This window comes from Ramlibacter sp. P4_H7, from assembly GCF_056400765.1.
The window spans coordinates 336,323-347,045 of the sequence record NZ_JBFUKP010000005.1 but is presented as its reverse complement, the minus strand read 5'-3'; the positions used below and the strand labels follow the sequence as shown (position 1 = coordinate 347,045).

Below are 10,723 nucleotides of genomic sequence, written 5' to 3'. Positions count from 1 at the left end.
GGCGCGCGCGTGCGCACCGGCGGCGGCAGCGGGCCGCTGAACCACGGCTGGGCGCCGCAGCCCATGCACCTGAAGCCGCTGCCATGAACGCTGGTCTGGTCGACACGCTGCTGGCCATCATCGCGCAGGACGGCTGCACCGACGCCGAGTTCGATGCGCTCGCGCTGCGCCTGTTCGCGGAGCAGCACGCGGGCAACGCGGCCTACCGGCGCTTCTGCCAGCTGCGGGGCGCGACGCCGCGCAGCGTGAAGGGCTGGCGCGACATCCCGGCGGTGCCGATCAGCGCCTTCAAGGAGGTGACGCTCAGCTGCGCCCCCGCCGACAGCGCCGAGCGCGTGTTCATGACCAGCGGCACCACCCGCGGCGACGTGAAGGGCCGGCACCACCATCCGACCCTCGCCGTCTGGGACGCCTCCTGGCGCGGCAACTTCGCCCGCCGCTTCATGCAGGGTACGCAGCGGATGCGCATGGCCATCCTGTTCCCGAGCGAGCAGGAGATGCCCAATTCCTCGCTCGCGCACTACCTGGCGATGGCGGTGAAGGAATTCGGCACCGCGGGCAGTGGCTACTACGTCGGCCAGCACGGCATGGACACCGAGGGGCTGCTGGCCTTCCTGCGCGATTGCGAGGACAGCGGCGAACCCTGCGCCGTGCTGGGCGCGAGCTATGCCTTCGTGCACCTGTTCGACACGCTCGCGGCCCGCTGCGAACGCTTCCAGCTGCCAGCGGGCAGCCGGCTGCTCGACACCGGCGGCTACAAGGGGCATTCGCGCGAGCTGCCGCTCAAGGAGTTCTACGGGCGCCTGTCGGAATGTTTCGGCGTGCCGGGCGAACGCTGCATCAACATGTACGGCATGACCGAGCTGAGCACGCAGCTCTACGACGACGGCAACGCCTCCGTGCCCTCGGTGAAGACCGGCCCGCACTGGCTGCGCTCGCGCCTGGTCGATCCCCTCAGCGGCCGCGAGGTGCCCAAGGGAGAACGCGGCATCCTCGTGCACTGCGACCTGGCCAATTTCAATTCGGTCACCAGCATCCTCACCGAGGACGTCGGCATGGCCGCGTGCGAGGGCTTCCTGCTGCTGGGCCGCGCGGAGGGCGCGCAGGCCAAGGGCTGCTCGCTCGCCGTCGAGGAATTCCTGAAGGCGAGCCGCGCATGACCACCCCCTGGACTGCGGGCCACCTGCCCGGACTGGCGCCCGGCGACGTAGCTTGGCACGCGCTGTCCTTCGGCGCTCTGGAGGTGCAAGTGCCGGTGCTCACGCCGGCGCAGCTGCAGGCGCTGGCGTTGCGCGTGCGGGACGCGGCGGCGCGGCACTTGCAGCCGCTGGCCGTGTCGCGCATCGTCGAAATCATCGATGCGGCGGTGCTGCGCCTGCTCGATCCGGCCGATCCGTTCCGCCGTGAGGCGGAGCAACTGCTGCCGGCCGTAAGCGGCTACGACCCGGAGATGGTGCGCCTGGGCCTGCAGGGTTTCCTGCAGACCTTCCGCGCGCCGCAGCTGCAGCGCTTCGTCGCCGAGGACTTCGCCAATCCCAAGGTGCTGGACGAATTCCAGCCCGCCATGAAGGGCGGCTTCGTGCGCGCCTTCGGCCCGCCGCTGCTGGTGCACAGCTGGGCCGGCAACGTGCCGGCGCTGCCGCTGTGGAGCCTGGCCTGCGGCCTGCTGGTGAAGGCCGGCAACGTCGGCAAGCTGCCCAGCGCCGAGCCGGTGTTCGCCAGCCTGTTCGCGCGCCTGCTCGCCGAGGTGCATCCGCCGCTGGCCGAGTGCCTGGCCATCGTCTGGTGGAAAGGCGGCGATGCGGCCAGCGCGCAGGCGCTGTTCGGCGCGGCCGACACCGTGCTGGCCTACGGCGGCAACGACACCCTCGCGCAGGTGCGCAGCCAGGTGCCGGTGACCACGCGCTTCCTCGGCCACGGCCACAAGCTGGGCTTCGGCGTGGTCGCGCGCAGCGTGCTGGACGCGCAGCGCGCGCCGGCGCTCGCGCGCCTGGCGGCCCACGACATCGTGCGCTACGAGCAGCAGGGCTGCTATTCGCCGCATCAGTTCTACGTGGAGCGCGGCGGCCGGGTGGATCCGCGCACGTTCGCGCACTACCTGGCGGCGGAACTCGCCAACCTGCAGTTGCGCTTTCCCCGGCGCGCGCTGGCGTTGGACGACGCCGCGGCGATTTCCGGCTGGCGCCAGTCGGCGGAGTTGCGCGCCTTCGCCGGCGAGGGCGCGGAGCTGATGGGCGCGGACGATGCAGCCTGGCACGTTGCCTACAGCGAAGCGCCGCAGCCGCTGTCGCCCACCGGCGGCGGCCGCAGCATCCTGGTGAGCGCGGTGGACTCGCTGGACGCGGTGCTGCCGCTGGTGGCGCCGCATGCGCGCTTCCTGCAGACCTGCGGCATCGCCGCCCAGCCGCAGGAATTGTTCCGCATCGGCGAGGCGCTGGGACGCGCCGGCGTCACGCGCATCTGCGCGCTCGGCGCCATGACCGCGCCCGAGGCGGGCTGGCACCACGACGGCCGCTTCAACCTGGCGGACCTGGTGCGCATGGTGGAGATCGAGCAGTCCGCCGAACGCGCCGCCGACCGCCTGGCACCGTACGCGCAGGAGGACCGCGGGTGAACGCCGCACCGCCGTCCGCAGGCGCTCGTTTCCTCCTGGACGCAGGCGGCATCCGCCGGGCGGAGCCCGGGGCCGGCTTCGCACCCTTGCTGTCGCTGCGCAAGCTGCGCTTCTCGTTTCCCGGCTGGCCGCCCACCGTGGACGGCGCCGACCTGGAAGTGGAGGAGGGCGCCATCCATTGCCTGGTGGGCCGCAGCGGCTGCGGCAAGACGACGCTGCTCAAGCTGGCGGCCGGCCTGCTGGTGCCGGACAGCGGGCAAGTGCTGTTCCGCGGCCGCCCGCACGAGACGATCGGGCCCGACATCGGCTTCGTGTTCCAGGCGCCCAGCCTGCTCGAGTGGCTGCCCGTGATCGACAACGTGCTGCTGCCGGTGTCGCTGCACCACCGGCCGACGGCGCAGGAGCGCACGCAGGCGCAGCAGCTCCTGGAACAACTGGGGCTAGGCGTGCAAGCGCGCAAGTATCCGCGCCAGCTGTCGGGCGGCCAGCAGAGCCGGGTGGCGCTCGCCCGCGCGCTGATCCTGCAGCCCGCGCTGCTGCTGCTGGACGAGCCGTTCGCGGCGCTCGATGCCATCACGCGCGAAGAGCTGCAGAACGACCTCTTGGCGATGTGCCGCACGCGGCGCACCAGCGTCCTGTTCGTCACGCACGACGTGGCCGAGGCGGTGTTCCTGGGGGACTGGGTCCACGTGGTCGACGGCGGCCGCATCGCCCAGGAGATCGCCGTGGACCTGCCGGAGCGCAACGCCGCGCTGCGCACCAGCGCGGCCTTCGCGCAGCTGTGCGCGCGGGTGCGTGCCGCGCTGCACCTGGAGGCCCAGCCGGCATGAATCGAAGCGAATGGCCCCTGCGCGCCGGATCGCTGCTGCTGGCGGCGGGGCTGCTGCTCGCCTGGGAGGCGGCCTGCCGCGCGCTGCACGTGCCGGCGCTGGTGCTGCCGCCGCCCTCGGCGATCGCGCGGGCGCTGTGGCAGGGGCTGGCCAGCGGCTACTTCTGGCCGCACCTGCGCGCCACGGCGCTGGAGCTGCTGCTGGGGGTGGTCGCGGGCTCGCTGCTCGGTTTCTCCGCCGGCGTTCTGCTGGGAGAGCAGCCGCTGCTGCGCCGGCTGCTGATGCCCTACGTGGTGGCCAGCCAGGTGGTGCCCAAGCTGGCGCTCGCGCCGCTGTTCGTGCTGTGGTTCGGCTTCGGCATGACCTCCACCGTCGTCATCACCGCGCTGATCTGCTTCTTTCCGCTGATGGAGAACACGCTCACCGCGCTGCAGCAGGTCGCGCCCGAACGGCTGGAGCTGTTCCGCATGCTCGGCGCAACGCCGGCCCAGACGCTGTGGCGGCTGAAGCTGCCCACCGGAGCGCCTTCCATCCTGGCCGGCGTGCGCGTGGCCGTGGTGCTGGCGCTGGTCGGCGCGGTGGTCGGCGAATTCATCGGCGCGAGCACCGGGCTCGGCGCCCTCGTGATCGCCTCGCAGGGCACCATGGACACGGCGCTGATGTTCGCCGTGCTGGTGCTCATCGCCCTGCTGGGCCTGCTGGCCTACCAGGCCACCTTGCTGCTGGAGCGCTGGCTGCTGCTGCCGCTGAACCGAACAACTTGAAGGAGAGGAAAACAACCATGACCCGCATCACCCGCCGCCCCCTGCTGGCCGCCTTGCTGGCGACGCCGTTCGCCACCTGGGCGCAAGCCGCCCGCCTGGACAAGTTCACCGTCGCCGGCTGGAGCAAGCCCATCACCGAGGTGATGCCGCTGCTGGTGGCCGAGGACAAGGACTTCTACAAGGCGCAGCGCATCGCCCTCGAATACGTGCCGGGCGCCGGCAGTGCCGACGCGATCCGCAACGTCCTGTCCGGCCAGGCGGACGTGGCCTTCGCCGATCCCGGAACCTTCTTCGCCGCGATCGACAAGGGCGAGAAGCTGCGCGCGGTGTACGACATCTATCCGCAGAACGTGTTCAACGTGGTCTCGCTCAAGGGCAGCGACATCGAAAAACCCGCGGACCTCAAGGGCAAGAAGATCGGCGTCTACAGCCTGGCGAGCGGCACGCGGCAGGCGCTGCAGGTGCTGCTGCACACGGCGGGCCTCTCGGAGTCCGATGTCACGGTGGTGGTCACCGGCCTGCTGAACTTCGCGCCGCTGATGCAGGGGCAGGTCGATGCCACCGCGGCCACCGACACCGGGCTGCTGATCGGCCGCCGCCGCGGCCTGCCGGACGTCAACGTGATGGAGGTCGGCAAGTACCTGCCGGTGTCCAGCGACCTGTTCGTGGTGCGCGAGGACACCTACCAGCACAAGCGCGCGCTGCTGCAGCGCTTCCTGCGCGGCTACCGCGACGCCGCGGCGTGGATGATGATGCGGCCCGACGAGGCGGCGCAGCTCGCGTCCAAGCGGGCCATCGACGGCACCGACCCGACCCTCAGCGTGGAGATCATCAAGCTGCGCAATGCCGCCAGCGAGTCCGAGCTCACGCGCAAGCAGGGCCTGGGCACGATGGACGTCGCCTCGCTGCAGGCGGCGGCCGACACCTACCGCAAGCTGGGGCTGGTGCAGCATCCCATCGACGTCAAGCGTTTCGTCAGCAACGAGCTGCTGCCAAAGCAGGGAAAGGGAGTCGCCGGATGAACTTCGCCGGCAAGGTGGTGCTGGTCACCGGCGCGAGCCGCGGCATCGGCGCGGCCATCGCGCGCGCCTTCGCGGCGGAGCAGGCCACGGTGGCGGTGAACTACCTGCGCAACGGCGAGGCCGCCGAAGAAGTGGTGCGGGCCTGCAAGCAGGCCGGCGGCGATGCCTTCGCGGTGCAGGCCGACGTGACGCAGCCGGCGCAGGCGGAGCAGCTGGTGCAGCGCGTGATCGACGAGGCCGGCCGCATCGACGTGCTGGTCAACAACGCGTTTCGCAGTTATGCCTTCGACCCCGAGCAGCGCCGGCCCTTCGGCGAGTTGAGCTGGGCCGACTACGAGGCGCAGTTCAACGGCTCCGTGGGCGCGGCCTACCACCTGTGCCGCGCCGTGCTGCCGCACCTGCGCCAGCGCGCCGAGGGCAGCATCGTCAACATCGTGAGCAACCTGGTGGAGAACCCGGTGGTGCCCTACCACGAGTACACGACGGCGAAGTCGGCCCTGGTCGGCTTCAGCCGCAACCTGGCCAGCGAACTGGGCCCGCTGGGCGTGCGCGTGAACTGCGTCGCGCCCGGCCTGGTCTATCCCACCGACAACAGCGGCGCCACGCGCGCGCAGTTCCGCGAGCAGCTGATGGCGGCGACCCCGCTGCGCCGGCTGGCGCGGCCCGAGGACGTCGCCGGGCCGGTGCTGTTCCTAGCCTCGCCCTGGAGCGGTTTCGTCACCGGCCAGGTGCTCTTCGTGGATGGCGGGATGGTGATGCGATGAACGACAGCGAACTGGTGGTCTGCGGACTGGACGAGGCGAACGAGATCGCGCGCGAGCAGGGCGACGGACCGGCGGCGGCGCGGTCGCTGCGGGCGCGCGGCGCGCGGGCGGTGTGCATCGTCGGCGCGCGCGCGGGCATGGACTGGCTGGACACCGAACATGCCAGCGGCTGGATCGCGGGACCGGCGCAGTCGGTGGCGGAGTTCCGCGCCGGGATGCAGCGCGCGCTGGCGCAAGGCTGGGTGCCTGCCGATGCGGCGATCCGCGCCAAGATGGCAGCGCCGCAGGCGCTGCCCCTGTTCTCCTGGGGCGAGCAGGCGCCGCAGGTCCCGCAATTCGCGCCGTCGCCCCGCCGGCTCGACCTCTACGCCATCGTCGACAGCGCCCAGCGGCTGCGCCAGGTGCTTGCCGCCGGCGTGCGCACGGTGCAGCTGCGCATCAAGACGCCGGCCCGTCCCGATGCAGCCTGGCACGCGATGCTGCGCGAGGAGGTGCAGCAGGCGATCGCCGACAGCCGTGCCGCCGGCGCGGAGCTGTTCGTCAACGACCACTGGCAGCTCGCGCAGGAACTCGGCGCTTACGGCGTGCACCTGGGCCAGGAAGACCTCGTGGCCCTCGGCGATGCCGGCCGCGCGCAGCTGCGCGCCGGCGGGCTGGCGCTGGGCATCAGCTCGCACAGCCTGTGGGAGCTGTGCCGGGCGCGCACGCTGTCGCCGCGCTACGTCGCCTGCGGTCCGGTGTGGCCGACGCTCACCAAGGACATGCCCTGGATTCCGCAGGGCCTGGACAACCTCGCCTGGTGGCGCAGCGCCGCCGGCGTGCCGGTGACCGCGATCGGCGGCATCCTGGATGCGCGCGAAGTGGAAGCGGCGGCGAGCACCGGCGTGGACGGCGTGTGCATCGTCCGCGGCCTCGGCGAGGATCCGCGCAGCACCGTCCCCACCTTCGAGGCCGCGCTGGCCGCGGGCCGCGCGCGTCCCCTGCCGCCGGCCGGGTGGCCGCATCCCACGCTGCCGGCGCTGGGCTGAGATGCCGGAACCCCGCATGCACCATTCGCTCAACCGCCGCGCCCTGCTCGCCCTCCTGGGTGCAAGCGCGGCCGCGCCTTTCGCGCGCGCCCAGTCCACCGGCGCTTTCCAGCCCACGCGGGCCGTGCGCATCCTCTCGCCGCAGCAGCCCGGCGGCTCGACCGACGCGGTGCTGCGGCCGCTCGCGCAGAAGCTCTCCGAGCTGTGGGGCCAGCCCGTGCTGGTGGACAACCGGCCGGGCGGAGGGACGCTGATCGCCACGCAGGCCGTGGTGCAGGCCGCGCCCGACGGGCACACGCTGGGTCTGGCGATCAACGCGCTCACCATCAATCCCAGCCTGCGCCAGGACCTGCCCTACGACACGCTGCGCGACATCACCCCGCTCACGCAGATCGGCAACGCCACCATCGCCTTCGTGGTGCATCCCTCGCTGGGCGTGGCCACGCTGCCGGAGTTCGTGGCGCTCGCCAAGTCGAAGCCGGGCGCGCTGTCGTGGGCCTCGCTGGGCATCGGAACCGGCGGCCACATCACGGGAGAGCTGCTGTGCAAGCGCGCGGGCATCCAGGCCGTGCACGTGCCCTTCACGGGCAGCAGCGGCGCCTACCGCGAACTGCTGCCGGGCCGCGTCCATGCCGCCTTCGTCGTGCTCGAATCCGCCGTGCCGCACCTGCAGGCCGGCAGCCTGAAGCTGCTCGCCGTGTCGGACCGGGTGCRCAATCCGCGCTTCCCGGACGTGCCTTCGCTGGACGAAAGCCACCCGGGCCTCGCCTACGAAAGCCTGCTGGGCCTGTTCGGGCCCGCGCGCATGCCGGCCGAGACGGTGCAGCAGATCCATGCCGACGTCCGCTCGGCGCTGCGCGATCCGGCGGTGCGCCAGCAGCTCGAGCACCAGGCCATCGTCGTGATCGCCTCCACGCCGGACGAATTCGCCGCGGTGCTGCGGCGCGAGATCGAGCACTGGCGCGGCGCCGTCCGGGAATCCGGCGCGCGGCTGAGCTGAGCCATCATGCCGCACCGCCTGCGCCTGGCGCTCGCCCTGTCCTGCATCGCGGTGTTCGCGCTGCTGGCGCTGCAGGTGCGGCTGCATGGCCCCATGCTGGAGATGGACCAGGCGGCCAGCCACTGGTTCGCCGCCCACCGCGACGCGGGGCTCACGCGGGCCATGCTGCTGGTCAGCAGCGTGCACCAGACCGGCAAGCTGCTCGCGGCCAGCGCGCTGCTGGCCGTCGTTCTCGCGCTGCGCCAGGGGCTGGCCGCGGCGCGGCCGCTGCTGGTGGTGCCGCTGGGCATGCTGGTCAACCTGGGCCTGAAGGACCTGTTCCATCGCGCGCGCCCGGTGTTCGACGACCCGCTGGTGCAGATCGCCACCTACAGTTTCCCGAGCGGACACGCGGTGGCCTCCACCGTCTTCTACGGTGCGCTTTGCGTGCTGGTGTTCGCGCACACCCGCTCGCGCGCGGCACGGGCCGCCGCTTGCGTCCTGGCCATGGCGATGGTGGGGCTGGTGTGCTTCAGCCGCGTGTACCTGGGTGCGCACTTCCCCGGCGACGTGCTGGCCGGCGTGGCGGTCGGCACGCTGTGCCTGCTGCTGCTGTCGCTCAGGCCCTGGGTGCGGCCTGGGCGGCGAGCGCCTGGCCTTCCTTCTCGCTGAGGCGGCGGATCACCTCCACCTTGGCGAACAGCTGGTCGACGACGTAGATGCGGCCGCTGTTGTCGACGGCGACGCCCGAGATCACGCCGTAGCGGCCCGGCAGGTCGCGCCGGCTGCCCTGGCCGATGGCCAGCAGCAGCTCGCCGCGGTCGGTGAAGATCTGCACGTTGCCGAAGGCGCCGTCGCTCACGTACAGGCGGCCTTCGTCGTCGCTCGCCAGGGCGCGCGGCCGCGCGAACTGTCCCAGGCTGGTGCCCACCTTGCCGAAGCTGCGCAGGAAGGTGCCGTCGGCGTCGAAAGTCTGCACGCGGAAGTTGCCGGCGTCCAGCACGTGCAGGTTGCCGTCGGCGGTCACCGTCGCCTGCACCGGCACGTTGAATTCGCCGTCGCGGTTGCCGCGCTTGCCGATCTCCTTCAGCAGCTTGCCGTCGGCGTCGTACACCAGCACGCGGTGCTGCTCGCTGTCGTTGTCGGAACGGTCGATCACGTAGACCCGGCGGCCGTCGGGGCTGGCGGCCACGCCGGTGGGTCGCTGCAATTCCGCGGGGCTGCCGATCGTTTTCAGGTGCAGGCCCAGCATGTCGTAGACGAACACGCGGCGCAGCGTGGCGTCCGCCACGTAGACCCGGCTGGTCCGGTCGAGCGCGATGGCCGTCGGCTTGCCCAGCGTGCCCGGCGCCCGCAGGCCGAACTGGAACACCTTGCGCCGCGGCGCGTCGAACACCACGATGCTGCGGCGCACCGAGTCGGCGACGAACACGCGGCCGTCGCGCGCGGCCACCATGGACGGCTTTTCCAGCACCTTGCTGTCGGGCGCGCGCGTGCCGGACAGCAGATGCCGCATCTTCATGTCGTCGGTCACCTCCAGCACGTCCGCCAGCGAGCGCAGCGAGGTCTCGTAGGCGAAGCGGGGCCGCTCGGGCGGCGCCGGCCAGAGCCGGTCGCCCTCGTCCTGCACGACGCGCTCGGGGGGTGCCACCGCGCAGGAGGCGAGCAGCGCCGAAGCCCCGAGCCCCAGCAGGAGCCCGCGGCGCGGCAGGCCGGTGCCTACTTGGTGTGGCAGGTCAGGCATAAGGCGCTGCCGGTGTTGGCGATGCGCAGGAAGGTGGGATTGAAGCTGCTGCCGGTGCCGGCGGCGGGCACGCCGTGCGGGTCGTGGCAGGACGCGCACTCCACCATCGGGCCTTCGCCGCTGTCGTACAACCGCACCTCGCGGCTGTCCGGGCGCGAGTCGGCGTCCGTGTCGAACCAGCTGATGCCGGGCCGCGTCGCGTTGGGCGGCTTGAAGTCCACGGCCGCCGAACCGGTGGGGAAGTGCACGCCCACCGGATGGTCGTTGCGCAGGTCGGTGCCGATCACGAACACCGAGAAGTCGGTGGCGCCCGCGCCGACCACGCCCGCGCCCGAGGAGTGGCAGGCCAGGCAGCCCTGGCCGGCCGTGGGGTTCAGCCCGATGTGCACCGTCGCGTCGCTGCCGCGCGTGTTGGTCCAGGCGTTCAGGAAAGTGTTGTTCTGCGAGCCCGCCTGCGCGGCGTTGTAGCCGCCGCTGCCCGGCATGTTGATGATCGAGTCGACGGCCACCTGGCCGTCATGGCAGGACAGGCAGGCCAGCGAGTTCGGGCCGGGCTGCACCACCGTCTGCGTGAGCGAGGTCGTGCCCAGTGCCGCGTAGGTGGTGTAGGTGGTCGCCTTGATCGTGCGGTTCCACAGCGGCAGGGTGACGTTGGCGTTGGCGCCGTGCGGCGTATGGCAGTACACGCACACTTCCGCGTAGTCGTTGCGGTACGGGTCCATGATGCTGCCCGAGGGCCCGCCGCCGGCGGCCTGGCGCTGCGTGAGGTTGTGGCGCGTGTTGGCGACGCTGCCGCGATTGAGGAACTTGGTGTCGAGGTCGCCGTCCGCCCACGAGGCCGCACCCGCGGCCGCCAGGAGAACCGCGATCCAACCCTTCCAGAGCCTTCCAGCGGCGATGCCCATGGTTCCCCTCCGCGTACTTGTTCTTGGTCGGGAAAAGATGCAACGGCCATGCCCGCCGGCATGGCCACTTTTG

At 71.8% G+C, this 10,723-nt stretch carries 11 protein-coding genes; 9 read left to right on the top strand and 2 right to left on the bottom strand.

Annotated features, from left to right (window positions below; translation table 11 throughout):
• The first annotated feature begins 83 nt into the window (after positions 1-83).
• The 9 genes from AC1DSA_RS10320 to AC1DSA_RS10280 all read left to right on the top strand — a co-directional run bounded on the left by AC1DSA_RS10320 (position 84) and on the right by AC1DSA_RS10280 (position 8,673).
• Positions 84-1,160, top strand: a complete 1,077-nt coding sequence (locus tag AC1DSA_RS10320) for a LuxE/PaaK family acyltransferase (protein ID WP_477888701.1) — start codon at positions 84-86, stop codon at positions 1,158-1,160.
• Positions 1,157-2,614 (top strand): acyl-CoA reductase, encoded by a 1,458-nt coding sequence (locus AC1DSA_RS10315; protein WP_477888699.1) that lies wholly within the window; start codon positions 1,157-1,159, stop codon positions 2,612-2,614. Before AC1DSA_RS10320 ends, AC1DSA_RS10315 begins: the two co-directional genes overlap by 4 nt.
• An 89-nt stretch (positions 2,615-2,703) precedes the next feature.
• Entirely contained in the window at positions 2,704-3,444 is a 741-nt protein-coding gene (locus AC1DSA_RS10310; RefSeq protein ID WP_477888721.1) for an ABC transporter ATP-binding protein, read from the top strand.
• A complete protein-coding gene (locus AC1DSA_RS10305; protein ID WP_477888697.1) occupies positions 3,441-4,208 on the top strand; it encodes an ABC transporter permease in 768 nt (255 codons plus the stop codon). Before AC1DSA_RS10310 ends, AC1DSA_RS10305 begins: the two co-directional genes overlap by 4 nt.
• 17 nt (positions 4,209-4,225) lie before the next feature.
• Positions 4,226-5,230, top strand: coding sequence for an ABC transporter substrate-binding protein (locus tag AC1DSA_RS10300; protein ID WP_477888695.1), 1,005 nt, complete (start codon positions 4,226-4,228; stop codon positions 5,228-5,230).
• The gene (locus tag AC1DSA_RS10295; RefSeq protein WP_477888693.1) at positions 5,227-5,994 is read left to right on the top strand and encodes an SDR family oxidoreductase; all 768 of its coding nucleotides are present in this window, start codon (positions 5,227-5,229) and stop codon (positions 5,992-5,994) included. Before AC1DSA_RS10300 ends, AC1DSA_RS10295 begins: the two co-directional genes overlap by 4 nt.
• Positions 5,991-7,022, top strand: a complete 1,032-nt coding sequence (locus tag AC1DSA_RS10290) for a thiamine phosphate synthase (RefSeq protein ID WP_477888691.1) — start codon at positions 5,991-5,993, stop codon at positions 7,020-7,022. Before AC1DSA_RS10295 ends, AC1DSA_RS10290 begins: the two co-directional genes overlap by 4 nt.
• 16 nt (positions 7,023-7,038) lie before the next feature.
• On the top strand, positions 7,039-8,022 hold the full coding sequence (locus tag AC1DSA_RS10285) for a tripartite tricarboxylate transporter substrate-binding protein (protein WP_477888689.1): 984 nt from the start codon (positions 7,039-7,041) through the stop codon (positions 8,020-8,022).
• 6 nt (positions 8,023-8,028) lie between these two features.
• Positions 8,029-8,673 carry a phosphatase PAP2 family protein gene (locus tag AC1DSA_RS10280; RefSeq protein WP_477888687.1) on the top strand — a complete coding sequence of 215 codons (645 nt, stop codon included), beginning with the start codon at positions 8,029-8,031 and terminating at the stop codon, positions 8,671-8,673.
• On the opposite strand, the gene AC1DSA_RS10275 is transcribed toward AC1DSA_RS10280, so the two are convergent.
• Positions 8,621-9,745 (bottom strand): NHL repeat-containing protein, encoded by a 1,125-nt coding sequence (locus AC1DSA_RS10275; RefSeq protein ID WP_477888685.1) that lies wholly within the window; start codon positions 9,743-9,745, stop codon positions 8,621-8,623. The genes AC1DSA_RS10280 and AC1DSA_RS10275 overlap by 53 nt on opposite strands.
• Positions 9,721-10,650: a cytochrome c3 family protein gene (locus AC1DSA_RS10270; RefSeq protein WP_477888683.1), complete on the bottom strand. Its 930-nt coding sequence runs from the start codon at positions 10,648-10,650 to the stop codon at positions 9,721-9,723. The genes AC1DSA_RS10275 and AC1DSA_RS10270 overlap by 25 nt, the downstream gene beginning before the upstream one ends.
• Between the last annotated feature and the right edge of the window lie 73 nt (positions 10,651-10,723).

Coding starts and splice junctions, on each gene's coding strand:
- AC1DSA_RS10280 (WP_477888687.1), top strand. CDS start 8,029: ATGCCGCACCGCCTGCGCCTGGCGCTCGCCCTGTCCTGCATCGCGGTG.
- AC1DSA_RS10315 (WP_477888699.1), top strand. CDS start 1,157: ATGACCACCCCCTGGACTGCGGGCCACCTGCCCGGACTGGCGCCCGGC.
- AC1DSA_RS10290 (WP_477888691.1), top strand. CDS start 5,991: ATGAACGACAGCGAACTGGTGGTCTGCGGACTGGACGAGGCGAACGAG.
- AC1DSA_RS10300 (WP_477888695.1), top strand. CDS start 4,226: ATGACCCGCATCACCCGCCGCCCCCTGCTGGCCGCCTTGCTGGCGACG.
- AC1DSA_RS10305 (WP_477888697.1), top strand. CDS start 3,441: ATGAATCGAAGCGAATGGCCCCTGCGCGCCGGATCGCTGCTGCTGGCG.
- AC1DSA_RS10320 (WP_477888701.1), top strand. CDS start 84: ATGAACGCTGGTCTGGTCGACACGCTGCTGGCCATCATCGCGCAGGAC.
- AC1DSA_RS10270 (WP_477888683.1), bottom strand. CDS start 10,650: ATGGGCATCGCCGCTGGAAGGCTCTGGAAGGGTTGGATCGCGGTTCTC.
- AC1DSA_RS10275 (WP_477888685.1), bottom strand. CDS start 9,745: ATGCCTGACCTGCCACACCAAGTAGGCACCGGCCTGCCGCGCCGCGGG.
- AC1DSA_RS10295 (WP_477888693.1), top strand. CDS start 5,227: ATGAACTTCGCCGGCAAGGTGGTGCTGGTCACCGGCGCGAGCCGCGGC.